The 24,830-nt window shown below is 34.9% G+C and carries 27 protein-coding genes; 19 read left to right on the top strand and 8 right to left on the bottom strand.

Annotated elements, in window-relative coordinates:
• The first annotated feature begins 92 nt into the window (after positions 1–92).
• The 6 genes from DOK76_RS01745 to DOK76_RS01720 all read left to right on the top strand — a co-directional run bounded on the left by DOK76_RS01745 (position 93) and on the right by DOK76_RS01720 (position 4,525).
• Positions 93–776 (top strand): YoaK family protein, encoded by a 684-nt coding sequence (locus DOK76_RS01745; protein WP_206964541.1) that lies wholly within the window; start codon positions 93–95, stop codon positions 774–776.
• 193 nt (positions 777–969) lie between these two features.
• A complete protein-coding gene (locus DOK76_RS01740; protein WP_206964540.1) occupies positions 970–1,407 on the top strand; it encodes a MarR family winged helix-turn-helix transcriptional regulator in 438 nt (145 codons plus the stop codon).
• Positions 1,408–1,429: 22 nt separating this feature from the next.
• Positions 1,430–2,392, top strand: coding sequence for a ring-cleaving dioxygenase (locus tag DOK76_RS01735; RefSeq protein ID WP_370590074.1), 963 nt, complete (start codon positions 1,430–1,432; stop codon positions 2,390–2,392).
• Between the two features lie 5 nt (positions 2,393–2,397).
• Positions 2,398–3,288, top strand: coding sequence for a VOC family protein (locus tag DOK76_RS01730; protein WP_206964538.1), 891 nt, complete (start codon positions 2,398–2,400; stop codon positions 3,286–3,288).
• Positions 3,289–3,299: 11 nt separating this feature from the next.
• Positions 3,300–3,908: a flavin reductase family protein gene (locus DOK76_RS01725; RefSeq protein WP_206964537.1), complete on the top strand. Its 609-nt coding sequence runs from the start codon at positions 3,300–3,302 to the stop codon at positions 3,906–3,908.
• A gap of 14 nt (positions 3,909–3,922) precedes the next feature.
• Positions 3,923–4,525, top strand: a complete 603-nt coding sequence (locus DOK76_RS01720; protein ID WP_206964536.1) for an alpha/beta hydrolase — start codon at positions 3,923–3,925, stop codon at positions 4,523–4,525.
• Positions 4,526–4,651: 126 nt separating this feature from the next.
• Here DOK76_RS01720 and DOK76_RS01715 read toward each other — a convergent pair whose 3' ends face one another.
• On the bottom strand, positions 4,652–5,101 hold the full coding sequence (locus DOK76_RS01715) for an ASCH domain-containing protein (RefSeq protein WP_206964535.1): 450 nt from the start codon (positions 5,099–5,101) through the stop codon (positions 4,652–4,654).
• 116 nt (positions 5,102–5,217) lie between these two features.
• Here DOK76_RS01715 and DOK76_RS01710 point away from each other — a divergent pair, with 116 nt between their 5' ends.
• Positions 5,218–5,634 (top strand): DUF4809 family protein, encoded by a 417-nt coding sequence (locus DOK76_RS01710; RefSeq protein ID WP_206964532.1) that lies wholly within the window; start codon positions 5,218–5,220, stop codon positions 5,632–5,634.
• Between the two features lie 190 nt (positions 5,635–5,824).
• Here the strand turns inward: DOK76_RS01710 and DOK76_RS01705 are convergent, their stop codons facing one another.
• Complete coding sequence (locus tag DOK76_RS01705) at positions 5,825–6,787, bottom strand: NADPH:quinone reductase (RefSeq protein ID WP_206964530.1); 963 nt, start codon at positions 6,785–6,787, stop codon at positions 5,825–5,827.
• 358 nt (positions 6,788–7,145) lie between these two features.
• On the opposite strand from DOK76_RS01705, the gene DOK76_RS01700 reads away from it, so the two are divergent.
• From DOK76_RS01700 to DOK76_RS01690, 3 genes are all read left to right on the top strand, one after another.
• On the top strand, positions 7,146–7,634 hold the full coding sequence (locus tag DOK76_RS01700) for a helix-turn-helix domain-containing protein (RefSeq protein ID WP_242542166.1): 489 nt from the start codon (positions 7,146–7,148) through the stop codon (positions 7,632–7,634).
• A 325-nt stretch (positions 7,635–7,959) separates the two neighbouring features.
• A complete protein-coding gene (locus DOK76_RS01695) occupies positions 7,960–8,394 on the top strand; it encodes a VOC family protein (RefSeq protein WP_206964526.1) in 435 nt (144 codons plus the stop codon).
• Between the two features lie 100 nt (positions 8,395–8,494).
• Positions 8,495–9,235 carry a class I SAM-dependent DNA methyltransferase gene (locus DOK76_RS01690; protein ID WP_206964524.1) on the top strand — a complete coding sequence of 247 codons (741 nt, stop codon included), beginning with the start codon at positions 8,495–8,497 and terminating at the stop codon, positions 9,233–9,235.
• A gap of 442 nt (positions 9,236–9,677) precedes the next feature.
• Here the strand turns inward: DOK76_RS01690 and DOK76_RS01685 are convergent, their stop codons facing one another.
• Entirely contained in the window at positions 9,678–10,439 is a 762-nt protein-coding gene (locus tag DOK76_RS01685) for a MurR/RpiR family transcriptional regulator (RefSeq protein WP_206964522.1), read from the bottom strand.
• 95 nt (positions 10,440–10,534) lie between these two features.
• On the opposite strand from DOK76_RS01685, the gene DOK76_RS01680 reads away from it, so the two are divergent.
• Positions 10,535–11,968 (top strand): glycoside hydrolase family 1 protein, encoded by a 1,434-nt coding sequence (locus DOK76_RS01680; RefSeq protein WP_206964521.1) that lies wholly within the window; start codon positions 10,535–10,537, stop codon positions 11,966–11,968.
• 118 nt (positions 11,969–12,086) lie between these two features.
• Here DOK76_RS01680 and DOK76_RS01675 read toward each other — a convergent pair whose 3' ends face one another.
• Together DOK76_RS01675 and DOK76_RS01670 are read right to left on the bottom strand one after the other, a co-directional pair.
• Positions 12,087–12,479, bottom strand: coding sequence for a VOC family protein (locus tag DOK76_RS01675; RefSeq protein WP_206964519.1), 393 nt, complete (start codon positions 12,477–12,479; stop codon positions 12,087–12,089).
• Complete coding sequence (locus DOK76_RS01670; protein ID WP_206964517.1) at positions 12,476–12,928, bottom strand: MepB family protein; 453 nt, start codon at positions 12,926–12,928, stop codon at positions 12,476–12,478. The genes DOK76_RS01675 and DOK76_RS01670 overlap by 4 nt, the downstream gene beginning before the upstream one ends.
• A 139-nt stretch (positions 12,929–13,067) precedes the next feature.
• Here DOK76_RS01670 and add point away from each other — a divergent pair, with 139 nt between their 5' ends.
• Together add and DOK76_RS01660 are read left to right on the top strand one after the other, a co-directional pair.
• Entirely contained in the window at positions 13,068–14,087 is a 1,020-nt protein-coding gene (gene add, locus DOK76_RS01665) for an adenosine deaminase (RefSeq protein WP_206964516.1), read from the top strand.
• An 80-nt stretch (positions 14,088–14,167) separates the two neighbouring features.
• Positions 14,168–14,551 carry a YccF domain-containing protein gene (locus DOK76_RS01660; protein ID WP_206964515.1) on the top strand — a complete coding sequence of 128 codons (384 nt, stop codon included), beginning with the start codon at positions 14,168–14,170 and terminating at the stop codon, positions 14,549–14,551.
• Between the two features lie 59 nt (positions 14,552–14,610).
• Here the strand turns inward: DOK76_RS01660 and DOK76_RS01655 are convergent, their stop codons facing one another.
• Positions 14,611–15,540 carry a nitronate monooxygenase gene (locus DOK76_RS01655; RefSeq protein WP_206964514.1) on the bottom strand — a complete coding sequence of 310 codons (930 nt, stop codon included), beginning with the start codon at positions 15,538–15,540 and terminating at the stop codon, positions 14,611–14,613.
• Positions 15,541–15,898: 358 nt separating this feature from the next.
• On the opposite strand from DOK76_RS01655, the gene DOK76_RS01650 reads away from it, so the two are divergent.
• On the top strand, positions 15,899–17,098 hold the full coding sequence (locus DOK76_RS01650; RefSeq protein ID WP_206964513.1) for an acyl-CoA dehydrogenase family protein: 1,200 nt from the start codon (positions 15,899–15,901) through the stop codon (positions 17,096–17,098).
• A gap of 132 nt (positions 17,099–17,230) precedes the next feature.
• Here the strand turns inward: DOK76_RS01650 and DOK76_RS01645 are convergent, their stop codons facing one another.
• On the bottom strand, positions 17,231–18,151 hold the full coding sequence (locus DOK76_RS01645) for a LysR family transcriptional regulator (RefSeq protein WP_206964512.1): 921 nt from the start codon (positions 18,149–18,151) through the stop codon (positions 17,231–17,233).
• 111 nt (positions 18,152–18,262) lie between these two features.
• Here DOK76_RS01645 and DOK76_RS01640 point away from each other — a divergent pair, with 111 nt between their 5' ends.
• From DOK76_RS01640 to DOK76_RS01625, 4 genes are read left to right on the top strand one after another with little or no spacing between them, the layout of a single operon-like run.
• The gene (locus DOK76_RS01640) at positions 18,263–19,447 is read left to right on the top strand and encodes an acetyl-CoA C-acetyltransferase (protein ID WP_206964511.1); all 1,185 of its coding nucleotides are present in this window, start codon (positions 18,263–18,265) and stop codon (positions 19,445–19,447) included.
• Positions 19,448–19,481: 34 nt separating this feature from the next.
• A complete protein-coding gene (locus DOK76_RS01635; RefSeq protein WP_206964510.1) occupies positions 19,482–20,333 on the top strand; it encodes a 3-hydroxybutyryl-CoA dehydrogenase in 852 nt (283 codons plus the stop codon).
• A gap of 26 nt (positions 20,334–20,359) precedes the next feature.
• Positions 20,360–21,145 carry an enoyl-CoA hydratase-related protein gene (locus tag DOK76_RS01630; protein WP_206964508.1) on the top strand — a complete coding sequence of 262 codons (786 nt, stop codon included), beginning with the start codon at positions 20,360–20,362 and terminating at the stop codon, positions 21,143–21,145.
• A 24-nt stretch (positions 21,146–21,169) separates the two neighbouring features.
• Entirely contained in the window at positions 21,170–22,462 is a 1,293-nt protein-coding gene (locus tag DOK76_RS01625; protein ID WP_206964507.1) for an acetyl-CoA hydrolase/transferase family protein, read from the top strand.
• 92 nt (positions 22,463–22,554) lie between these two features.
• On the opposite strand, the gene DOK76_RS01620 is transcribed toward DOK76_RS01625, so the two are convergent.
• A complete protein-coding gene (locus DOK76_RS01620) occupies positions 22,555–23,109 on the bottom strand; it encodes a hypothetical protein (protein WP_206964506.1) in 555 nt (184 codons plus the stop codon).
• Between the two features lie 290 nt (positions 23,110–23,399).
• Here DOK76_RS01620 and DOK76_RS01615 point away from each other — a divergent pair, with 290 nt between their 5' ends.
• On the top strand, positions 23,400–24,020 hold the full coding sequence (locus tag DOK76_RS01615) for a sugar O-acetyltransferase (RefSeq protein ID WP_206964505.1): 621 nt from the start codon (positions 23,400–23,402) through the stop codon (positions 24,018–24,020).
• Positions 24,021–24,830: the final 810 nt, after the last annotated feature.

The raw sequence follows: 24,830 nt of genomic DNA, 5'->3' as shown, positions 1-24,830 counted from the left end.
GACTTAAATGTCGGCCTCTATTCTGTTGATTAATCCTGTTTTGAGTGGTTTTGTGTTAAAATAGAGCCATCTTAAAAAATGCTGGTGATAAAATGACAACAAATTTTCATGAAGATCGTATGGTAGGACTGATTTTGACCTTTATAGGGGGAGCGATGGATGCGTACACGTATATCCATTATGATGTGTTTGCTTCTGCTCAAACAGGTAATGTTATCTTAGCTATTATTCAAGGATTTGATGGGGAGTGGAGTAGTGTTTGGAAGAAGATTCTTTCAATCATGTGCTTTTTTACAGGTATCTTGTTAGCTAAGTACGCCATTGATTTTTTTAAAAAGAAACAAATTCATTATTGGCGCTTGTTTATCTTATACTTTGAAGCCTTAGTCTTTTTAGTGGTGGGACTACCTTTAGTTAATAGCCATAGCACCTTTGTGACAGTGTTAATAGCTTTCACAGCAGCGATTCAGTGGGTGGCTTTTGATAAGATAGATGGTAAAACCTATACAAGTTTGTTTACAACGGGAAATATTAAAGGTTTAGCCGTTAATTTCTATGAGTATCTCAAAACAAGAGAAACTCAGGATAAGGAGAATTTCCTTCACTTTTTCCGTGTTGTTTTTTCTTTTGTGTTAGGGGCTATTTTATCTATCTATAGTTATCATTTATTAAATGGTAAAACAGTCATGTTGATTGCGGCGGTTTTATTTGTCTTAGCTATTTATGAAACGATTATGGTGCTTCGGTTTTATCGATTGAATCAAATGAGGAAATAAAAAAAGCGTGATAACAAGTCAAAAGCTTGATATCACGCTCTTTTTAACTCTATTACAAAAAGTAAGTCAAATCTGTTTACTTTTTGTAAGTAAGGAGTTATACTAAGACCAAGTTAAGAAAAGTAACTTATATTTTTTTAGATTATTATCTCGAATTCGAGATAAATTAAATAGGTAAAGGAGTGATGACAACATGAAACGAGAAGATAAGGCCTTGGGTGCTTTTATTGGCATCATGAGAGGGAGCAATAAGTTAGAAAAAATAGTGAAACAAGATGTTACTTGTTACGGGTTGAATATGACTGAGTTTTCAGTGATGGAGTTATTATTCCATCAAGGGGAACAAGCCACTCAACACATTAAAGAAAAAATCTTAATTGCTAGTAGTAGTACCACTTATGTAATTGACCAACTAGAGAAAAAGGGCTATGTCATTCGCTCAGTGAGCCCAAAAGATAAACGAATGACTTATGTGAGCCTATCAGAACAAGGCAAGTCATTAATGGCAGAGATTTTTCCTCTCCATGCAAAAACTATTTCAGCTTGTTTTTCTTCTTTAGATGATGATGAGCTAACTCAACTGATTAAATTACTAGGTAAAGTCAATCGACGATTAGATAAAGAGATATAAGAAAGAGGGATAAGAGATGAAGATTCAAGAAAAAGATCAATTATTAGGATTACACCACGTAACAGCAATGACAAGTGATGCGGAGAAAAATTACCGTTTCTTTACAGATATTTTAGGTATGAGATTAGTGAAGAAAACAGTGAACCAAGATGATATTTATACGTATCACACTTACTTTGCTGACGACTACGGAACACCAGGAACAACTATGACGTTCTTTGATTTTCCAAATAATCCAAAAGGAGCTAAAGGAACGAATACCATTAGTCGCTCAGGTTTCCGTGTTCCAACAGATGAAGCTCTTGTTTACTACAAAAACCGTTTTGAAGAGTTTGGTGTCCGTCATGAAGAAATCACTGAAAGTTTTGGTGTAAAAGTATTAAACTTTTGGGATGAAGATGAGCAATGCTATCAATTAATGTCTGATCAAACTAATCAAGGGATGAAACCAGGGATTCCTTGGAAAAAAGGCCCCGTGCCAGAACAATATGCTATTTATGGCTTAGGTCGAGTGGAAATAACTATTAGCTATTTCGAGAACTTTAAAGGCTTAATGGAGCAAGTGTTTCAATTTAAAGAAATTGCTCAGGAAGGCAACCGCCATCTCATGGAAGTCGGTGAAGGTGGTAATGGCGCTCAAATGGTCTTAGTAGAAGATACAAAGAGTCAAGACGCTCGCCAAGGATACGGTGAAGTTCATCATGTGGCATTCAGAGTGAAAACAAGAGAATCACTATTTGTGTGGAAAGACTTGTTTGACCGTTTAGGTTTAGCTAACTCTGGTCACGTGGATCGTTATTATTTTGAATCACTTTATGTGCGTATTGGTCACATTTTAGTGGAATTAGCAACAGATGAGCCTGGATTTATGGGAGACGAGCCTTATGAAACATTAGGTGAAAGTCTATCTCTAGCACCTTTCTTAGAAGAAAAAAGAGAGTATATCGAAGGCGTTATTAAACCATTTAATACAAAAAGGAGTTAATACTTATGGAAGCAATTAAAAGAATACATCATATATCAGCTATTGTAGGAGACCCTAAAGAAAACGTGGCTTTCTACGAAGGTATCTTACAATTAAGATTAATCAAACAAACCGTTAATTTTGATGACCCAAATACTTACCATTTATACTTTGGTAACGAACAAGCAGAAGTTGGTACAACAATGACTTTTTTCAACTGGAAAAATGAACATCAAGGTCGTGTGGGTAGTGGACAAGTTGGTCGAATCGCCTTTCGCATTCCAAAAGGAAGCATGGGTTATTGGAACGAACGCTTAACAAGTTTTGACATCGATTTTAAGATCAGTCGCTTATTTTTAGCACCAACAATGGAATTTGAAGACACTCATGGGTTAGCTATTGCTTTAGTAGAATCTACTATTGAAAGCGAGACACCTGCTATTTTAGGGTTCCACGGGACAGCTCTTTTAACTAGCCAACCTAAACAAACAGTGGAAACATTAAGAGATGACTTGGGCTTAGTTGTTGAAAAAGAAGACGATGTAGCCACTCATTTACTAACTGTAGGTGAAGAAAAACATCATATTATTGTGCCAAAAGAAAGATTGCCAAGAGGTCGCTTTGGTGTAGGAACGGTGCATCATATTGCTTGGTCAATTCCTAATGAAGTTGAGCACAGAGAATGGCAAGACTTCTTATACAATGAAGGTTACAATGTCACTGAAATTAAAGATCGTCAGTATTTCAAAGCTGTTTACTTTGCTGAAAAAGGACATATTGTGTTTGAGTTAGCAACAGATGGTCCAGGATTCACTATTAATGAAAGCTTTGAAGAATTAGGAACTAATCTAATGTTGCCACCTCAATTTGAATACATGAGAAAAAATCTAGAAGAAAGTCTACCACCCATTAGATAAGGAGGAGAGTCATGCTATCTATTAAACCAGAGGAATTAACGGAGAGAGATAATTATAAATTATTAATCGGCTCAATTATTCCAAGGCCAGTGGCAGTTGTCACAAGTTTGTCAGAAGAAGGGGTACTTAACATTGCCCCTTTTAGCTACTTTAATATTGTGACATCAAATCCTCCAATTGTCTCTTTGGCGATTCAACGAAAATCAGGTGTGATGAAAGACACTGCTAGAAATATATTAGCTAAAAAAGAAGCAGTTATCCATATAGCTGATGAAGAGAATATTCAAAACATTAATGAAACAGCTGCTAACTTAGAGTCAACAGAAAGTGAGCTGAGTCGTACGACTTTTACGATGACGCAAGGAGCTGTGGTGTCAGTGCCTTTGATCGATGAACTTAGTATTAAAATGGAAGTTTCGTTGTACGAACATGTTCCGATTAAGACTGAGAACACTGTCACAGCAGATTTATTGTTATTAAAAGTTGAGACGTATCATGTGAAAGAAGAGTTGTATCATCAGGGACGAATTGACCCAGATAAACTAAATCCTATGAGCCGTTTAGCAGGGAATGATTATGCCGCTCTAGGAAAACGAGTGACCTTAAAAAGACCAGATTGAAGGGAGTGGAAGAGATGAATTATATCATTCAACAAGGAAAAAAAGATGCACCAGTGTTGGTGTTACTGCACGGAACAGGTGGAACAGAAGAGTCTTTGATTGATGTGGGAAAAGACTTGAATCAAGAGGCTACATTAATCGGCATTAGAGGAGCGATACTAGAGAATGGCTATCCACGTTTCTTTCGTCGATTGGAAGAAGGTGTCTTTGATGAAAAAGACTTGGCAGAGCGCAGTAAAGAACTAGATGACTTTATTAAAGAATTAGCCAATACCCATGATTTTTCATTGGAACAAGTGGTATTAGTTGGCTACTCAAACGGAGCTAATATAGGTATGAGATTATTACTGGATCACCCAGAAATTTATCAAACAGCTATATTGTTCCATCCAATGTATCCAGTGGAAGTAACGAATCATTTAGATCTTAAAGAGACACAAGTTTTTGTTACTATGGGGACACAAGACCCAATCGTATCTTTAGCTGATAGTCAAAGAGTCTTGTCATTATTGAGAGAACGAGGAGCTAGGCTCACAGAAGAGTGGACAAAATCCCATCAATTGACCTTTTTAGAAGTATCACGAGCTAAAGAATGGCTAGGTAACGTAAGAAATTAAGAAAAAGAGAGGTTGTGACAGAAGTGTTCAGCTTATTTCTTAAAGAAGCTACTTCTGTTAAACCGTTTAGTTTGTAAAAGAGGCTATAATCTAAATAGATCGTAGCCTCTTTTTTCCATTCTTATCTTAGTTTCTATAAACAACTTCAAATTCTTCACAGACCAGTAACATATCCGTTGAAAAAAACAAACCCATTTCTTTAAATTGTTGGGTAAAAAAGCGAACATGTTCTTGATACCAATAGTCATAACTTAAATCCCCTTCGCCTTCTTTTCTGGCAAATTCAGGTGTGACGTCATCCATTTTAATGACTGTGACCTTTTTTAATTGGGTAATCGCAATCGGCTCACCATCACCATTTAGAATAATATCGTATTGCCCCACCTGTGGTAGAGGTTCTTTTTCTCGTTCATATAAGGCGTGTGCTGAGCAGGTTCCTGTTTTCTTTCCTTCTAAGACTAGGTTCCCCAGCTCATCTCCCATAGCTTTTGTCTGATCACCAAACATCCAAGCTTCAGGAATCGCGGTGTTGATATTTTGTTCCTGACAAAACTTTTCCCAAAAAGTAGTTATCATATACTTAATCTCCTCCCTATTCTTTAGTATAACAAACAAGTAAAAGAATAAGCATTCTAGAGACGTCTTTTTATATGTTGTGATAAAATGAACTTATTAAAGATGAGGTGGAAGTCATGGAAGAGATTAAAATTAAACGTGGGTTAGAACTTTTAAATGGTGGATGCAATGCTTGTCCAACTTTTAAGGAAGATATTTATGTGATTGAGTTAGGGGAGAAAGAACAAGTCCTAGATGAATTGGATTTAAATTCATTGCTGATGGCAATCGTTGTAGCAAATGGATATAAATTACACCAAGAGTATGACATGTCTGAAGATTACGATGTGTACAAAAAAGAGGGTAATGAAGTCGCTGTTATTCCTGAGTATGACAAGTTGATTGTCAAAAAAGGCAACTTACAACAAAAAGTAGCTAATCATTACAAAGAACCAACGGAATTATTTGCAGTTGCTAACAACTTATTAACGCAATACTTTGACATTGAAACAATCAATTTTGTATTAGAAAATGAGTCATCTATTAAGGAATAAGTAAGTGTTTTATTGAGACTAAAGAAGAAGAACCTTGATTTAATAAGGTTCTTCTTCTTTTATTATGTCTTCATCAATGTAGCCGCATCTTTTATATATAAGATAGAGAGCCTATCTTTATCTTCTTTGGATAACGCAATACATTATTTTGGGCTTCCTGTATTTTTTTCTTTAGAAAGAAAAGCTTATTTTAGTGACATTTCAAGATAATTTTTCCTTTTGAGGCTTCATGGATAGCATCATGTTGTGCTTGAGAAGCTTTTTCTAATGGATAGATAGGACCAATTTCAGGTTTTAAAATGTGGTTAGCTAGATAGGTTTCAATAGCATCTAAACTTTCAGCTCGCTCTATTTGAGTAGCGTTCCAAATCGCAATTCCACGAATATCTGCCTCTTTAGCCATCGTTAATCTCGGATTAAACTCAAGAGAACCACGATTACCAACAATAATCACACGACCGTGAGAATTTAATAGGTCTAAATCTTTTTCAAGATTAACATTTGCTAGCATTTCAATGATTAAATCAACACCATCTATCTGGTTTAAATAGCCATCTTCATTATGATTTAGTACTAGGTTAGCACCATTAGCTCTGACTTTCTCCATATTATGTTTATTACCAGCTGTCCCGATGACATAGGCTCCGGCATCTTTAGCCATTTGAAGAGCTAAGGTGCCGACACCACCAGAAGCGCCATGAATTAAAACACGCTCGCCTTTTTTCAAATGTCCTCTTTGGAATAGCGCGCGATAAGCAGCAGTTGCTGGAATGCCTAGAGCAGCACCTTCTTGAAAACTAGTTTGCTCATCCAAATGTCTAATGGAGTCTGTTGAGGTAACTATCCACTGAGCATAAGTGCCAGTAAAAAAATCACCTAGAGCAGAAGCGATAAATACCCGATCTCTTATTTGATAATCAGTAACCTCTTCTCCAATCTCTTCAATAATACCAGCTCCGTCAAAGCCAGGTGTATATGGTAACGGTGGATTAAAAAAGGCATAGCCACCTTGTCTAATATAAGCTTCAGCGGGATTGACACCTGCGTAATATAACTTGACTTTAACTTGTTTTTTTCCAAGTTCGGCAATTTCCTTAGTCACATATTTTAAAACATCCGGATTTCCAAATTCAGTCATTTCAATAGCTTTCATGTTGTTACCTCCTAATAGTTTTACCAATCTACAACCAGTATAGTTCATTGTAGAAGTAAATAAAAAGAGTATGATTTTTATTGTGTTTCATTTATTCTGTAAAGCCACCATAGAATTTAACATACTATAACTATCAATATGTTAATCAAAATTTAAAACATATTATTTTATTACTTTTTACCGTATAATAAACATATGTACTAAAAATGCAGATAAAAGGGTGCTTAATATGTCTGATTATCCATTTTTATTGATTTAGAAAATAATTTCTAGTGATTTTTAAGGAACTAGAAAGAGTTTAGGAATACAAAATTAAAAAAATTATATAAACTGAGGTTGAGATATGGAAATAAAGAACATGTTAAAACAGAAAAGAATTGAACATAAAATGACTCAAGAAGAATTAAGTGAAAAATTGTATGTATCGAGCAAAACAATTTCGAATTGGGAAACAGGTAAGACAACTCCTGATTTAGATAGTCTTATTCGATTAAAAAAATTATTTGACATATCTCTAGATGAATTATTGATGGAGGGATCAGAAGTTGTGGAGAATATTAAAAAGAGAGCAGAAATAAGAGATATTAAGATTTGTTTGGTTTGTGTTTATATTAGTGGATTGATACTGTCTATCAGTGATTTTGAAAATTTATTTTTGTCGGTTTTAGCTATTATTGGCATTTTTGCTAATGGTATATGTGGTCTGTATTTTTTAAAAAAATATGTAGAAGTCTTTAAAGAAGATTGGAATTTTCAATCAAAAGTAGGTAGGTTATTCACTATTGGCATATGTTTATTATTAATAGTTTGTTTTTTGGGAGTAATTATTTATAAGAAAATGAACTAGCTTAAATAATTTGATAAAAAATGGAACCTTCTTAAAGTTGTCCCAAAAGAGGCTAATACAAAATTAAAAAATAAGAACCCTATGAAATCAGTATTTTAAGAAACTAATTTCATGAGGTTTTTATTTTTTATGTATAGTTCAACATCTACTTTTTAGAAACATTATAAACATACTAATTTAGTTACTGCTGTTAATGTACCTAATATTCCTGCCATTTGGTGTTGAACATTAGATGATGTAACTTGGCATAATAATCAGTTATGTTAATCAATAGTCAAGTATGAGATAATATCTTTGACAAAATATACCAAATGAAGGAGAATCTATGAAACAATCAATCGTGCATATAGCATTAGTTGTAAATGATTACGATGAAGCTATTAAATTTTATACAGAAAAATTAAACTTTTTATTATTGGAAGATTCTTATCAACCCGAACAAGATAAACGATGGGTCGTTATATCACCACCTAATTCAAGTGGGACAACAATATTACTTGCAAAAGCTTCAAAATCTATTCAAAAAAAATTTATTGGAGATCAAACAGGTGGTAGAGTCTTTCTATTTTTAGGCACTGATAATTTTGAGCGAGATTATAACCAAATGCTTAAAAAAGGTATTTCATTTGTTAGACCACCCCAAAAGGCTGAATATGGAGAAGTAGCTGTTTTTGAAGATTTATATGGGAACTTATGGGATTTAATTCAGTTTAATGAAGATCATTTAATGAATAAACGTTTTTTTTCTGAAAACAACTAAATATAATTGCCAATATGTAAATCAAATATTATCATATATCTCAATTAAGTTTAATGATACGCTTACTCATATTAACAGTAAAAACAGATTGGAGATTTATATGTTTAAAGAATACGGTAAATTAAGTACTATGGTGTATGAGCATACCAAGCCCAGTGGTCACTCTATTGATGGGGATATTGAATATTTTTATAAAAACATTCAAAAATCATCTGGTCGCGTTCTTGAAGCTGGGGTTGGAACAGGTCGAATGCTAATTCCCTTTTTAGAGAAAGGAATCAAAATTGACGGTGTTGATATTTCTAAAGAAATGTTAGAGCAATGTAAAATAAATATGAAAGAGAATAATGTTGATACTAACTTATACCTTCAAGATTTGACGGAACTATCATTACCTAATAAGTATGAAACAATCATAATGCCTACTGGAAGCTTTTGTTTATTACCTAGAAAAAAAATTAGACAAGTATTAATCAAATTTTTAGAACATTTAGAAATTGGTGGAAGAATTATTATTGATTTAGAGTCACCTATGCATTTCACCCCAGGTGTTACTTCTTCAGGTAGTTTTCAGATAGAAGACAACTTAGGTATTCTGACTAATAATTACAATGAAAATATTGATTGGTTAGAACAAAAAGTATCCAGTATTTCTAAGTATGAATTAGTCGAAAATGGAACTATTATCGAAACTGAAGTGTCTCACTTTACACTTTATTGGTATGGTATTGAAGAATTTAGAATGTTATTATCAGAAATTGGTTTTTCTAAAATTAACTATGAAGTTGGTTATGGAGAGAATGATCATTCTGAGTTAATTACATTCAAAGCTTCTAAATAAAATCCTACACATGAGTATTTAAGACTAGATATAATAACTTTTATGTTAACTAAATATTTTTTTCTACAATATAATTTATACTTCAAAACCTCCAGTGAAAACTGGAGGTTTTGAGTTGGATGAAAGACTCTATTACCGGTCTGAGCCTAAAAATTTTTTAAAACAGCGCCCTCACGCATCATATTAACTCACTATTTCTTATGTGTCCTTCAATTTGTTTCTTATTTCGTCCAATTGCATCAACATAGTAACTTCGATACCTTTTCTTCTTACACACACTAATTTTAAAACTTCTTCACCACTTTGTTTGTATTTTCCATACTGAAAGTTCTTTAGAATCATTCCTGTGAAACAACGTGTTTCATGGACGTAACTTGAATCAACTTAGTCTAGAAGTATTCTCTTATGACAAGAGTGTGGCTATAATGAAAGAGTAGAGAAGTTAATCGATAGATTGTTCTCTTTCATCAGGATATTTTTTTAAGTAAAGCTCTTTTGCGAGTGTTTCAATCATATAAACTACTGGCAATTGAGAGGACATGTCGACACCGTATGAGGGTCGATTGACAGAGGTGTCATAAAATAAAGAAAAGTTACATAGTGTAGCTAAGCTATTGGATTCTTTATTGGTGACACTTACAGAGTAAATTCCCGTTTCTTTTAAGGCTTTGGCAATATGAATCAAATCAGGTGTTTCTCCGGAAACAGAAAAAAGAAGACAGACCTCGTCTTGTGAAGGTGTTTCTTGTTTTGAAATCATATAAGGAATAAAAGTCGAAACAGAGGCAAAACTACGATAGCCTAGAGATGAAAAGCGTTGCTGAGCGTATTGAGCCATAGTGCTTGATGAGCCAGTCCCTAGACAATGGATAAAGCTTGCTTGTTCTAATTTGTCAGCAACTTGTTGGATTTTTTGTTTGAAATCAATAGGAAACTGAGTATCTTTTAAGTAGAACTCGTCTTGAGATCCTTGTAGAGATTGCTTGCGTTTTTCTAAGTCTTGTTTGAGAGCTAGACGAAGTTCAGGGAAGCTATCAAAGCCCATTTTCTGAGTAAATCGGACAATGGTTGCTGGGGATACATGTGTTTTATCAGCTAATTCTCTGACACGCATAAAGGCTACTGAATCAGTGTGATTTGAGATGTAGTTAGCAATGTGAATATCTGTTTCAGAAGCATGTCTTAATTTATTTATATCAAACAACGTCGTCAACTCCTTTCATTCTATTTTACTCGACTCATTCGAGGGAGTAAAGCAGGGAAAGGTACTATATAAAAATAAGAAGGGAAGTATTTTTTATGTCATTTAAAGGATTTCGCGAAGATTTTTTATGGGGTGGAGCAACTGCTGCTAACCAATTAGAAGGTGCCTACAACGAAGGTGGAAAAGGATTAACTCTTGCAGATATCTCACCAGGTGGTAAACAAAGAATGAACTTAATGTTCTCTGGAGATATGCCTTTAGAAATCGATGAATCAAAATATGTGTATCCAAACCATAAAGGAATCGATTACTATCACCGTTATAAAGAAGATATTGCGATGTTTGCCGAAATGGGCTTTAAAACATTCCGTATGTCTATTTCTTGGGCACGTATCTTCCCAAATGGTAACGATACAGTTGCTAACGAAGAAGGATTAGCTTTCTACGATAGCGTGATTGATGAGTTATTAAAACACAACATCGAGCCAACTATTACTATTTCACATTACGAAACACCTCTTCACTTAGTAAAAGAATATGGTGGATGGAAAAATAAAGAATTAATTAGTTTCTTCGAAAAATATGCTCGTACTATTTTAGAGCGTTTTGGTAAAAAAGTAACTTACTGGATGACGTTCAATGAGATCAATACAGGTCTTATGAATAACTTCTTCTCAACAGCTATGCAAAAACCAACTGAAGAAGAAATCTACCAAGGATTACATAACCAATTCGTAGCAAGCTCTTTAGCAACAAAAATCGCTAGAGAAGTGAACCCTAATATCCAAATGGGTTGTATGAGTGTTTATGCAACGATGTATGCTTATGATTCAGATCCAGTTAACGTACAAGCAACACAAGAGAAAAATAGAATGTTTAACTACTTCTGTAACGACTTACAAGTTCGTGGTGAGTACCCAAGTTACGCACTAGCTTATTTTGATAGAAAAGGTATCAACGTTGATATGACAGAAGAAGAGCTAGCTGTTATTAGAGAAAATACAGTAGACTACATGTCATTTAGTTACTACATGTCAGCTGCTATGTCAGTGAACCCGGCTCATCAAGATGAGAAAAGCCAAGGTAACTTCTTTGGTGGTGTGAAAAATCCATTCTTAAAAGCAAGTGACTGGGGTTGGGAAATTGATCCAATCGGTTTAAGAATTGCATTAAATGACTTATATGGTCGCTACGGTGTGCCTTTATACATTTCAGAAAATGGTTTAGGTGCTGTGGATACACCAGACGAAAACTATGTAATCAACGATGATTACCGTATTGATTACTTAGAACAACATATTTCAGAAATGAAAAAAGCAGTTATGTTAGATGGTGTTGACTTAATGGCTTACACTCCTTGGGGATGTATTGATTTAGTAAGTGCATCAACAGGTGAAATGTCTAAACGTTATGGTTTCATTTACGTGGACTTAGATGACAATGGCAATGGAGACATGAGCCGTCACAAGAAAAAATCATTTGACTGGTACAAAGAAGTTATTTCAACAAACGGTGAAGAGATTAAATAAAGAGGTTGTCACGGAAGTGTCCAGCTTCAAGAAATAACGAAGGAGCTACTTCAGTGACACCGTTTATTTCAAAAAGAGATTGTGATGTTAACACACCACAATCTCTTTTTTCTTATATCTAAATACCTAAATTATTACGGTATTCAATAATCGTTCCTTCAGGAGCAGTGAGTTTGAACAACTCTCCGTTAGCTACATGGTAAATAATCTTTCCGTCTTTTTTGATGAAGTTGTCTGAGTAAGTAGCTAATGACTCGATAACACCTTCTAAATCATCTGTATAAAGGCAAAGATGTTGAATGCCTTCATGATTTTTATCAAAAGGAGTTAACTCTTTTTTACCTGTTTGAAGTTCAATGAAAAAGCCATTTAAAGAAAGCCAAGTGTTAAAATTCCGCCCATGAAAATTAGGGGTTTCTTCTTCTAATTTGAAACCAAGAGCTAAGTAAAAAGCTTTTGAGGCTTCGTATTGGTTGGTTTGAATGCAAACATGATGAACAAAAGGTGTCATAAGTGAGTGGTCTCCTTTGATAAATTTGTAAAGTATGGAACTTGCCAATTTTGCGTTTTTTGAGCTGTAGGGTTTAAGCTTGTCTCCCATATAGGATATAGACGGATAGCCATTTTGCCAGGCTGTGTTTTTGTGCGCAAGATTTTTTTCTGCTCAAGAACAGATTTTGGGAAGTTAAAGAATCCGATGTTGTTCTCATCTTTAATTACAATGAGTAGGTTATCAGGACTTGCTTCAAAGTCAAAGGCTTGGTTTTGATTAGCTGGATTTTTCTCCCAAAAAGCCACAAAGTAGCCTTTCTTTTTAGGTGTTTTTTTGCCTAGGCGACTGCGATATGTTTGGTGGTTTATTGAGAAAGTATGACCTTCATAGTCAGCGTTTTGCTTTTCTTCATGGAGATCAATGAGAGGTTGGTCGAAATATTCTTTAATAATAGTTAGAGAGAGCATAGGTGTCTCCTTTTTTGATTTAGTTGTTCTGTTATCTTAACGGATAAGAAAAGAAAAGGCAATCTGTTAAAAAGCTATACATTAATAGATAAACCCGTTATAATGGTCAACAATATATTAAATTACAGGGGGTTATGAAGTGTTAACACGTTCAGCTATTCAATTGTTTCCAAAAGCAGAGTTGCATTGTCATTTAGATGGTTCTATTAGGCCTGAGTCGTTACAAAAAATCGCTCAAGCTCAAGGTATGGTGATTAGTGATGATTTAACAGAAGTCGCGTCTCACATGAAAGCACCAGCATCTTGTCAAAATTTAGAAGAGTATTTAGCTTGTTTTGATTTTGTTTTGCCCTATCTACAAACTAGTTTGGCTCTTGAAATGGCTGCTTTTGATGTCATGGAGCAAGCCTATCTTGATGGAATTGTATACATTGAAATTCGCTTTGCACCTAAGTTGTCTATGAGAGAAGGCTTGTCCGTTGTTGATACCATTGAAGCTGTGGCTAAGGGAATTGCCAAGGCGGAAAAAGAATATCCTGTTCACGGGAACATGTTAGTCATTGGTATGAGGCATCATGATTTATCTGTTGTTGAACATGTTTTTTCTGAAATGAATCAAAGAAACCATGAAAAGGTAGTTGGGATTGATTTAGCAGGTGGAGAAGAAGATGGTTATGTGCCTCGTTATAAGGAAACGTTACAGGTAGCAACGTCAGAAGGGGCAGTTCAATTAACACTTCATGCAGGTGAGTGTGGTTGTGTGGCTAACATTTTTGCAGCTGTAGAGGCAGGAGCGACTCGAGTGGGTCACGGCATTGCTTTAACAAAAGACAAACAAGCCACACGAGAGTTAGCTGATTTAGCTGTGTGTATTGAAGGTTGTCCAACTAGTAATGTTCAAACAAGAGCTATCACAGGTTATGAAGCATACCCAATGAGAGAATGGCTAGAAGCAGGCGTTCATTTTTGTATTAATACAGACAACAAAACGGTTTCAGGGACGACCCTAACAAAAGAATATGACGCGTTGCGACAAGCCCATCAACTGACACAAGAGGAGTTAAGGTTGCTAAATCAACATGCTATGATGTACTCTTTTGCAGATGATCGGTTAAAGGAAGAGCTACTCGCAAAAATAACTAATTATGAATTTAACTAATAATCAGTCTTAAGCACCTGTTTATGGTCAAGATAATTTATTATAATGAAAGTAACATTAATAGAAGAGAAGTGATAGAGATGAGCGTTTTAGGAAACATTATTTGGTTAATTTTTGGTGGATTAGTAGGGGCTATCTCATGGTTTTTAGCAGGTTGTCTCTGGTGCATTACGATTATTGGTATTCCGATTGGGTTACAGTGTTTTAAAATAGCTGGACTTAGTCTATGGCCTTTTGGTAAACAAGTTGTTTATGGTGGCGGTGGTATGTCATTAATCGTTAATATCATTTGGTTGATCTTTAGTGGTCTTCCCTTAGCTTTAGGTCATTTATTAAGTGGTATTTTGTTATGTATCACCATTATCGGTATTCCTTTTGGTAAACAAAGTTTTAAATTAGCCCAATTAGCTTTAATGCCTTTTGGTGCTCGTGTGGTGTCATCAAGTAACTATTATTTTGAATAAAACATAAAAAAGAGGTTACGCTATAAGTGAAAAACTTATGGCGCAGCCTCTTTTTGATTTTATAAGTGTAGGTTAGCGATTGTTTCTGTCGCTTCTTTGATGATTGCATCAATGACTTCTTTAACAGGACGGATTTTTGGTACTAAACCAGCAATCTCTCCAGCCATCATGGTACCAGTTTTGGTATCACCTTCAACTACTGCTCTATAAAGTGAGCCAACAGTTAATTTTTCTAATTCTTCTTCTGGGGTGTTATTCATTTCTAATGTTAGGTATTCAACTAACATGTCATTTTGCAAAGCACGTACAGGATGTCCACCTTTACGTCCAGTGACAACAGTTGATGTATCAATTGCTGATACCACTGATTCTTTAAATGAATCTGGAATAGGACATTCTTCAGTTGCTAAGAAGACAGTTCCCATTTGAACGCCTTCAGCGCCTAAAGCAAGAGCAGCCACTAAACCTTTACCATCAGCAAATCCACCTGCAGCAATAACAGGGATATCTACAGCTTCTGTTATTTGTCTGACTAATGGTAACGTACTTGATTTACCAATATGTCCGCCACCTTCTTGCCCTTCAGCAATAATCGCGTCAACTCCCATTTCTTGCATTTTTAGAGCGTGTTTTACAGCGGCTACAACAGGGATTACGATGATGCCTGCTTCTTTAAAGCGTGGGAAATATTTTTTAGGAGACCCAGCACCAGTGGTTACAATAGCTACTTTTTCTTCAATAACAATATCAACTAGTTCATCAATATTTGGTTGAAGTAGATTTAAGTTAACGCCAAATGGCTTATCTGTGTTTTCTCTAACTGTTTGGATTTCTTTACGAAGGCCTTCTCCGTCAAGAGCACCTGTTGTTAATAAACCTAATCCACCAGCATTTGATACAGCGATGACTAATGGACTTCGTGAAATATGTTGCATCCCACCTTGGAAAATAGGGTATTTGATACCTACTAAATCAGTAATTCTTGTCATTTATTGTCACTCCTTCTTATATCTTGATTTTAGTATAGCTAAAAACTTGAAGCGTTTCCAACAAACCTATTTCGTGTTTTTCACAGGTGGTCGGAACAAAATTCACAGTTAGATGTGCTTTACTTGTCATAGTCTGTGAAATCGATGAGAAAAATTAGAGATAATCGAAAGATATATGATCCTAGATAATGAGAATCATTATCATGACAGCGTTTTCTTGTGCATAATATTTGGATTATGAGATGTTCAAAAGTGAAGATGAACAGAGAATTACTTTCCCTACGGTAAATGAAACTATCTGTTAAGATATTACCTGTAAGCGCTTAGTAACTAAAACACTAATTGGAGGAATTACGAAATGAACAAATTAGAAAAACTTCAGGAATTATATCCAGAGGACTTATTAGGACTTTCAAACAAATTAACTGAAGGTGAAGTTGAAGTCTTATATAATTTGCGTCAACTTTTAGAAAAAGAAATCCAACCAGTAATTGCTGACTATTGGGACAAAGCAGAATTCCCAGTTCAAATTTACGATGTATACAATCGTGCCAAAATCATGAATGACCCTAAATTATTTGTAGGTCGTGAAGGAAAAGAAACTTATAGTGAAGTTTACAATGCTTTCCTATTCCATGAATTAGCTCGTACGGATACATCTATTGCGACAGCATATACAATCCACCGTATGGCACATACAGTTATCTTACAAGGTGGTAGCGAAGAACAAAAAGCTCACTACTTACCAAAATTAGAAAACTTTGAATTCACTGGTTGTTTCGCTTTAACTGAACCATTAAACGGATCAGACATTGCTAAAGGCTTAAAAGCAACAGCTCGTAAAGAAAATGGTAAATGGATCTTAAACGGAGAAAAATACTGGATTGGTGCTGCTAACACAGCTGATGTTATCCCTGTATTTGCTCGTGACGAAGCTGATGGCGAAATCAAATGTTTCGTTTTACATCACGACACTCCAGGTGTTGAGTTTGAAGTTATCAAACATAAAATGGCATTACGCCCAGTTCAAAACTGTCACATCATTATGAAAGACGCAACAATTGATGAATTACAATACTTACCAAAAATTGAAGGATTTGGCGACGTTACTCGTGTATTCCAAGGTTCTCGTGTAGATGTTGGTCATATTGCAACAGGTACTGCAGCTGGTTCTTTAGCAGCAACTCTTAAATATGCAACCGAGCGCCAACAATTTGGTCGTCCAATCGCTAAATTCCAATTAGTTCAAGAAAAAATCGCTCGTATGGAAACTAAAGTAGCAGCGAACATCGCTTTATCAGTTATCCTTTCTGAAAACCAAGAAAGAGGAGACTTCGATACAGTAAACGCATCATTACACAAAATGCACAACGCAATGAACTTACGTGAAGCAGTTGCTTTAGGACGTGAAATTTGTGGTGGTAACGGAATTAATATTGATTACGGAGTAGGTAAATTCTTCGCTGATGCTGAAGCAGTTTACACTTATGAAGGTTCACACGATATCAACGCCTTAATCCTTTCAAGAGCATTAACTGGCATGGGTGCTTTCGTATAAACCAACCAACTAATTAATACATGCAGGTGTTAAAGTCAAACAACCTCGCAGGTGTTCCTTGAAAAAATTAAAACAAAAAACGACCAATCAATTGATTGCTCGTTTTTGTTCTAATTTTAATTGAGGTAAGTATTACACACCAAATTTACGATTATCCGCAATAATGAAGTTTTTAAAGTCATTCACACTACTTGGTAAGTACTCTGAGCGTTGCCAAACCATGTAGATATTATAAATAATTGATAAGTCAGTAACATCAATTATTTTAATGTCGTCATAGTTAAGGGCGTTACGAGTTGAGACAAAGGCAATTCCGTGGTTGGCTCTGACCATTCCAATAACACCAGACTCTTCGTTCATGGCATAAAGGGTATTAAGCTTAAACTCTTTACCAGCCACACGTTCAAGAGCGATGCGAATGGAGTGGGACATACCAGCTGATTCATTGTATCCAATAAAGACTTCATCTTTTATGTCTTGGAAAGACACGTTTTTCTTACTGGCTAAAGGATGGCTCATAGGAACAATGAGAACAATTTCGTCATCATAGATGAATTCACGGTTGATGTCATCTTTGTAGTCAATGAAGTTGAATTCACCACAAAAGCCAACATCAATATCTCCTGTAATAATATCTTGTAATATTTCTTGAGTAGATGTTTGGGTGAGGTAGATATCCATATCTGGGTACTCTGCTTTAAACCGATTCAGGCGTTGTGGTAAGTAGGAAGATGAAACAGTAAAGACACTAGACAGGTTAATCTCACCTTGTTCTTGGTGACTGAGTAACTCAATTTCATCCATTCCGTTTTTTAGGTCAGTCATAGCTAAACCAACATGACCAGCTAAAATTTTTCCATATTTGGTTAATTTTAAGTTACGACCATTCTTTTCAAATAATTTCACGTTTAACTGAGATTCTAAACGTGTCATTGCTTTACTTAAAGTAGAGTAACTAATATATAATTCATCTGCCGCTTCAGAGAAGTTTAAATGACGGGCAGCAATAAGAAAATAATTAAGATGTTGAAAATTGATATTCTTCCAGTACAACAAGCTCATCCTTTCGGTATTAGGTAAGAAAACTACCTAGTTATTGATTACATCATAACAGGTTTGAATGGAAATACCAATTAGGCACGAATAAGAAAGTAGGAAAAAGAAATGACAAAAAGTGTAATTTTAAGTGCAGTGCGTACGCCATTCGGTAAATTTGGTGGAGCCTTCAAAACAATCCCCGCAGTAGATTTAGGTGCTGAAGTAATGAAAGCAGCTATTGAAAAAAGTGGTGTATCAAAAGACGCTATCGATTACGTTGTAATGGGTCAAGTATTACAAGCAGGTGTTGGTCAAATTCCATCTCGTCAAGCATCAGTAAAAGCTGGATTAGACTGGTCAATTTGTTCTGAAACAATTAATAAGGTTTGTGCATCAAGTTTAAGAGCTGTCACAATGGCTGATCAAATGGTTCGCTCAGGTGACAAAGATATTGTTTTAGCTGGTGGTATGGAATCTATGTCTAACGCGCCTTTTGCTTCAAAAGATATGCGTTGGGGTAACAGAATGTTCAACACTCAAATGATCGATTTAATGGTAAATGATGGTTTATGGGATGCTTACTATGACCAACATATGGCAGTAAACGGTGGTTACGGTGCTGACAAATATGAAATCAGCCGTGAAGCACAAGATGAGTGGGCATTACGTAGCCAACAATTAGCAGCAAAAGCAATTGAAGCTGGCGTTCTTGAAGAAGAAATCGTATCAATCGAAGTACCACAACGTCGCGGAGATGCTTTAGTAATCTCTAAAGATGAAGCTCCTCGTCCAAATACAACAATCGAAGACTTACAACGTTTGAAAGGTTTATTCGTTGAAGGAAATACAGTAACAGCTGGTAATGCACCAGGAACAAACGACGGCGCATCAGCAGTTATGGTAGCTTCAGAAGAAAAAGCTAAAGAATTAGGAATCAAACCATTAGCAACTATTTTAGGACATGCTGAATGTGGTGTAGAAACAAGATTAATTGCAAGTGCACCAGGACATGCCATCACTAAAGTGTTAAAAGAAAACAACTTAACAGTTGAAGACATTGATTTATTTGAAATTAACGAAGCATTTGCTGCTGTGACATTAGTTACGCAAAAAATGTTAGATATTCCATCTGAAAAAATTAACGTAAACGGTGGAGCTATTGCCTTTGGTCACCCAATCGGAGCAACTGGTGGACGTATTATTGCAACACTTGTTCACGAAATGAGAAGACGTAAAGCAACTTATGGTATTGCTGCAATCTGTAGTGGTGCTGCTCAAGGTGACGCTATTTTAATTCGTTGTGACTACTAATAAAAACATATAAAAACGTAAGGGAGAAATAATCATGAAATTAGAAAAAATTATGGTAATCGGTTCAGGACAAATGGGTAACGGAATTGCACAAGTTTGTGCACAAGCAGGATATGAAGTTCTTTTAAACGATATGAAACAAGAATTTGCTGAAAAAGGTTTAGCAAACATCGTTAAAAACTTAACTCGTGACGTTGAAAAGGGACGTAAAACAGAAGAAGAAAAACAAGCTGTTTTAGACCGTATTACGTTATCAACTGATAAAAAAGATGCAGCAGATACTCAATTAGTTATTGAAGCAGCTGTAGAAAACTTTGAAATCAAAAAAGCAATCTTTAAAGAATTAGATGAAATCGTTGGAGAAGACGTTATTCTTTCAACTAACACATCATCATTACCAATCACTGACTTAGCAGCAGTTGTTTCTCACCCAGAACGTTTCATCGGAATGCATTTCATGAACCCAGTTCCTGTAATGAAATTAGTTGAAATTATCCGTGGGGTACAAACTGATGATGAAACTTACCAAGCAATCCATGATTTAACATTAGAAATGAACAAAGTACCAGTTGAAGTTAACGACTCTTACGGATTTGTATCAAACCGTGTGTTAATGCCAATGATCAATGAAGCAGCATTTACTTTATACCAATCAGTTGCAACACCAGAAGCCATTGACCAAGTAATGGAATTAGGTATGAATCACCCAATGGGACCATTGAAATTAGCTGACTTTATCGGATTAGATACTTGTTTATCAATTATGCAAGTTTTGTATGACGGATTCAACGATCCTAAATACCGTCCATGTCCATTGCTTAAAAAATATGTAGCTGCTGGATACTTAGGTAAAAAATCTGGTCGCGGTTTCTACAAATACGACTAATAAAAACTTTGTAAGGAGTAATTAGCATGACTAACTATGAGAATGTATTACTTTCTATTGAAGAAGGAATTGCAACATTAACGATTAATCGCCCTAAAAATTTAAACGCCTTAAATCAACAAACGCTTGAAGAAATTGAAGCAGCTGTTTATGAGATTAAAGGTAATAAAGAAGTCAAAGTATTAGTGGTTACAGGAGCTGGAGAAAAAGCGTTTGTAGCAGGTGCTGATATTAAAGAAATGGCTTCAAAAAATGCTTTAGAAGCACGCGAGTTCTCAATTATTGGGAACCGTGCTTTCAAAGCAGTTGATGACTTAGAAATCCCAGTGATTGCAGCTATCAATGGTTACGCATTAGGTGGAGGATTAGAACTTGCTATGGCTTGTGATATTCGTTTTGCTTCAACTAAAGCAGTTGCTGGCTTACCAGAAGTAAACTTAGGAGTTATCCCAGGTTTTGGTGGAACTCAACGTTTATCTCGTATTGTTGGCGTATCAAAAGCCTTAGAACTATTATATGCAGCAGTTAATGTTAAAGCAGAAGAAGGTCAAAGAATCGGATTATTCAACCAAGTATTTGAACCAGAAACTTTAATGGAAGAAACAATGAAGTATGCTAAAAAAATTACGACTAAAGGACCAATCGCTATTAACTTTGCGAAACAAGCAGTTAAAGTTGGTTATGAAATGCCGTTAGATAAAGCCTTGGGATTAGAGTCAGAATTATTCGGATTAGTCTTCTCAACAGAAGATCAAACAGAAGGCATGACTGCTTTTGTCGAAAAACGTTCAGCAGAATTTAAAAATCAATAATAGATGATTACTGGAGGAAGCATAATGAAAGACTTACAGACTAAATATAATGACAAAAAAATGAGTCCAGAAGAAGCAATTAAATTTTTAGCACCAGGAGATGCAGTCGTTTATCCAATCGCACCAGGTGAACCTAAATTACTTCATGATGCACTTTGTACTTATGAAGGATTAGAAAACAACAAATTATATCGTACCTTAACAAACGTTAAAACATATGATTTACCAAAAGATAAATTAAAACAAGTCTCAATCTTCTTAGGTGGAGATCGTCAATTAATGAATGACGGTATCGTTGAATTATTACCAAACCATTTTGGCGATACAGTTGATTTAATTAAAATGCGTGAAGAAGAAATCGTTTTAATGTTTAACGCTTCACCAATGGATGAAAAAGGATACTTCTCATTAAGTTTAGCTAACGCTTACGTTGGTGGTCTTTTAGATGTTGCCTCTAAAATCATTATTGAAGTAAACGAAAACGCACCATATACATATGGTGAAAACCATCATGTTCATATTGATGATGTAACAGCTTTAGTAGAAAGTAGTGAACCACTACCAACTATTCCAGCACCAGTTATTGATGAAAAATCAGCAGCAATCGGTAAATTAATCGCTGAATTAGTGCCAGATGGCGCAACTCTACAAATTGGCTATGGTGCTGTACCATCAGCAGTTATGAACAACTTATCAACTAAGAAAAACTTAGGTTTCCATACTGAAATGTTACCTGATAAAGCAATGGAATTATACAACTCTGGTTCTTTAGATAACACTAAAAAAGAAACTTATGTTGGTAAAACTGTTACAACATTTGCTATGGGAACAACTGACCTTTACAAATGGTTACACAAAAACGAAGATGTTTACTTCTTACCAGTAAACAAATCTAACTCTGTTAAAGAAATCGCTAAAGAAGACAACCTATATACAATCAACGCAACGATCCAAGTTGATTTACTAGGTCAATGTAACTCTGAAAAACTACCATCTAAATATTATTCATCAACTGGTGGACAATCTGATTTTGGTAAAGGCGTACGTATGGCTGAAAACGGAGTAGGTATCATCGCTCTTAACTCAACTGCAGGTAAAGATGACGCTATCTCTACAATCGTGCCTTCACTTTATACTGGTGCAGCTGTGACTACTTCTAAAAATGATGTAGACTACGTTGTTACTGAGTACGGTGCAGCTCGTCTTAAAGGCAAAACAATCAACGAACGTGTTGAAGCTTTAATCGAAATTGCTCATCCTAAATTCAGAGATGAATTAAGAGAAGAAGCTAAAAAAATGAACTACATCGCTAAATAGGACCTTAAAAGCGCTTTTTAAACCTATTTTAAAATAGATAACAAGTAAATAAATTTTTGTTCACACAAAAAGAGAACCTCTTAGATAGTCGCTTAACAGCTTTTATCTAAGGGGTTTTTAGTTTTATTGTTCTTGAAAAATAGAATGAGTAAGATGGTGATTAATAGGTACATTATCATAGTTGTTACTGATTTCATCAAGGTAAAAAAACTAGATAATGATACCAAACTATGAGTGATTTGATTAGAAGTTAACATGATTAGAATACAACTATTTTCTAAGTAATCAAATAGCATGGGAATAAATCCAACCAGAAATAACTTGTTTCCTAAGGGTGTCGTTTTTGCAATAATCATTGAAAAAGTTAATGAAGTTGCTAAAGGAAAAAGGATGTCTAAAGGTAATTGGAAAAAGAGATAAGTGTTCAAGCTAGTTGGAGATAAAGTTGCTAAAAATGCTTGAACATAGTCATAAGAATACCCCATAGACATTAAATCCATGGCTTTCATCGTACCTGAGTTCTGTTGAATAATTGGAAAAGTATAGGTCATCATAACCAGATAAATGAGTTGTGCGAATAAAAAGAGGCAAACTATATGCCAAATTTTAATTTTTTCTTGAAATAGGCCTTGTATGTGGTTAATCATGTAGTCACTCCTTTTGTGTAGACCAACTTTACTATAGTTTACGTAGTTTGTAAATAGAGCGTTTTGTGAACTGAGAGTTGAAAAACAACAGATGGTATAATTCGTCTGTTGCTTACTAGTTATTAAGAATTGGCATCAATCAAATTAAAAATAGCTTGAGCCATTTATTAGTTCCTATTTTTCTTCTTTTATTTTATCATATAGTTTGCTTATTCCTAACAAGTTGGGTTGAAAATACTAGTTATTCATCATATAATGAACAAAGCACTACAAGAAAGAAGGATTAGTCCATGCGAACAGAAAAAGAAAAAATGTTACAAGAAGACCTTTATATAGCAAGCGTCGATGAATTAAGAGAAGACGCAAGAAAAAGCCGACAACTGACTCGCTTGTTTAACCGAACAACAGAAGAGGAAATGGGTTATCGAAAAGAGTTGTTGCAACAATTATTTAAGCAAGTAGGTAAAGAGATTTATATCGAGCCACCTTTTAGATGTGATTATGGTAGCAATACCTCAATTGGTGAGAATTTTTATGCGAATTTCGATTGTATTTTCCTAGATGTGGCTAATATCAATATTGGGGACAATGTGTTATTCGGACCAAGAGTTAGCTTATTAACACCAGGACATCCAATTGATGCTGAGGTGAGAGCAGCTGGTCTTGAATTTGGACAGAGTATTCACATTGGTAATCACGTGTGGATAGGTGGTAATGTGGTGGTTAATCCAGGTGTTACAATTGGGGATAATACGATTATTGGATCTGGCTCAGTGGTAACTAAAGATATACCAGAGAATGTGATAGCAGCAGGTAACCCTTGTCGTGTGATTCGTCCAATTACTAAGGAGGATCAAGCCTATTGGGAGAAAGAACAAGCGGCTTATTGGGAAGAGGTTAAGAAGGGGTGATTTTTAGTCTTTTTTTGCTTTAAATTATGAAATAAAATGATTGGCAGTGTTTTTTGGTCTAGAGAAATGAAACCATCGTATGACTATAATTAGTTTTAACAAAATAGATAAAGGCAATTGTTGAATAAATAATTGGATAACTTTAAGTCTAAGTTGATACAAAAGATTGATGTTGATCTTTTTTGTATCGGCTTTTTTTATTACTTAAGGAACAGGATAAGAAGTGAAATTGATGAAACGAAGTTTAAAGTATGGTTCAAACTGATTTTATTATTATTGCTTCCTAGTGGATTCTCTAACTTTGTATAATTAGAGAAAAATGGACTAGTTAATATAAGTGAAAGAATAATCAAAAAAATCAATAGATACCAAGTAACTAGATCAGAAATATTAAATGATTAAAGTTAATGTTTACAGGGTGGAAATTATATGCTAGACTTGTATTACCAGAAAAAAACAAAATTCGAAAGCGAAAAACAAAAATGTAACCGCTTTTTTATCGGAGGGTGTTAAGACGCTGGATAAGATACTTGTATCTTATCCAGCGTCTTTTTTTTTTAGATATTTGCAGCTGTTGAGGCAGTATTTAGTTGATATTAATATACTTTGTCAGGACGATCAAGAAACTACAAAAAACATTTGAATACAATACTTCTTATAGATAACTATATACCAATTATCAAAATTTTATCTTAGTTATCATAAAATATATTGATGCTCTGTATTCTTGATTTTGACATAGGTTATTTTCGCTCAAACTGTTGTGATAATCTCTTATTCATTTTACTTTCTTCTAGATATGTTTTCCTC

Source organism: Candidatus Vagococcus giribetii (genome assembly GCF_017316185.1).
Lineage (GTDB): Bacteria > Bacillota > Bacilli > Lactobacillales > Vagococcaceae > Vagococcus > Vagococcus giribetii.
The sequence above is the reverse complement of the archived record's forward strand: the minus strand, read 5'-3'. Positions and strand labels throughout refer to the sequence as shown.

Excerpts from the sequence above, each read along its gene's own strand:
- DOK76_RS01745 (WP_206964541.1), top strand. The coding sequence starts at position 93 with ATGACAACAAATTTTCATGAAGATCGTATGGTAGGACTGATTTTGACC.
- DOK76_RS01740 (WP_206964540.1), top strand. The coding sequence starts at position 970 with ATGAAACGAGAAGATAAGGCCTTGGGTGCTTTTATTGGCATCATGAGA.
- DOK76_RS01730 (WP_206964538.1), top strand. The coding sequence starts at position 2,398 with ATGGAAGCAATTAAAAGAATACATCATATATCAGCTATTGTAGGAGAC.
- DOK76_RS01725 (WP_206964537.1), top strand. The coding sequence starts at position 3,300 with ATGCTATCTATTAAACCAGAGGAATTAACGGAGAGAGATAATTATAAA.
- DOK76_RS01720 (WP_206964536.1), top strand. The coding sequence starts at position 3,923 with ATGAATTATATCATTCAACAAGGAAAAAAAGATGCACCAGTGTTGGTG.
- DOK76_RS01715 (WP_206964535.1), bottom strand. The coding sequence starts at position 5,101 with ATGATAACTACTTTTTGGGAAAAGTTTTGTCAGGAACAAAATATCAAC.
- DOK76_RS01710 (WP_206964532.1), top strand. The coding sequence starts at position 5,218 with ATGGAAGAGATTAAAATTAAACGTGGGTTAGAACTTTTAAATGGTGGA.
- DOK76_RS01705 (WP_206964530.1), bottom strand. The coding sequence starts at position 6,787 with ATGAAAGCTATTGAAATGACTGAATTTGGAAATCCGGATGTTTTAAAA.
- DOK76_RS01700 (WP_242542166.1), top strand. The coding sequence starts at position 7,146 with ATGTTAAAACAGAAAAGAATTGAACATAAAATGACTCAAGAAGAATTA.
- DOK76_RS01695 (WP_206964526.1), top strand. The coding sequence starts at position 7,960 with ATGAAACAATCAATCGTGCATATAGCATTAGTTGTAAATGATTACGAT.
- DOK76_RS01690 (WP_206964524.1), top strand. The coding sequence starts at position 8,495 with ATGTTTAAAGAATACGGTAAATTAAGTACTATGGTGTATGAGCATACC.
- DOK76_RS01680 (WP_206964521.1), top strand. The coding sequence starts at position 10,535 with ATGTCATTTAAAGGATTTCGCGAAGATTTTTTATGGGGTGGAGCAACT.
- DOK76_RS01675 (WP_206964519.1), bottom strand. The coding sequence starts at position 12,479 with ATGACACCTTTTGTTCATCATGTTTGCATTCAAACCAACCAATACGAA.
- DOK76_RS01670 (WP_206964517.1), bottom strand. The coding sequence starts at position 12,928 with ATGCTCTCTCTAACTATTATTAAAGAATATTTCGACCAACCTCTCATT.
- DOK76_RS01660 (WP_206964515.1), top strand. The coding sequence starts at position 14,168 with ATGAGCGTTTTAGGAAACATTATTTGGTTAATTTTTGGTGGATTAGTA.
- DOK76_RS01655 (WP_206964514.1), bottom strand. The coding sequence starts at position 15,540 with ATGACAAGAATTACTGATTTAGTAGGTATCAAATACCCTATTTTCCAA.
- DOK76_RS01650 (WP_206964513.1), top strand. The coding sequence starts at position 15,899 with ATGAACAAATTAGAAAAACTTCAGGAATTATATCCAGAGGACTTATTA.
- DOK76_RS01640 (WP_206964511.1), top strand. The coding sequence starts at position 18,263 with ATGACAAAAAGTGTAATTTTAAGTGCAGTGCGTACGCCATTCGGTAAA.
- DOK76_RS01635 (WP_206964510.1), top strand. The coding sequence starts at position 19,482 with ATGAAATTAGAAAAAATTATGGTAATCGGTTCAGGACAAATGGGTAAC.
- DOK76_RS01630 (WP_206964508.1), top strand. The coding sequence starts at position 20,360 with ATGACTAACTATGAGAATGTATTACTTTCTATTGAAGAAGGAATTGCA.
- DOK76_RS01625 (WP_206964507.1), top strand. The coding sequence starts at position 21,170 with ATGAAAGACTTACAGACTAAATATAATGACAAAAAAATGAGTCCAGAA.
- DOK76_RS01620 (WP_206964506.1), bottom strand. The coding sequence starts at position 23,109 with ATGATTAACCACATACAAGGCCTATTTCAAGAAAAAATTAAAATTTGG.
- DOK76_RS01615 (WP_206964505.1), top strand. The coding sequence starts at position 23,400 with ATGCGAACAGAAAAAGAAAAAATGTTACAAGAAGACCTTTATATAGCA.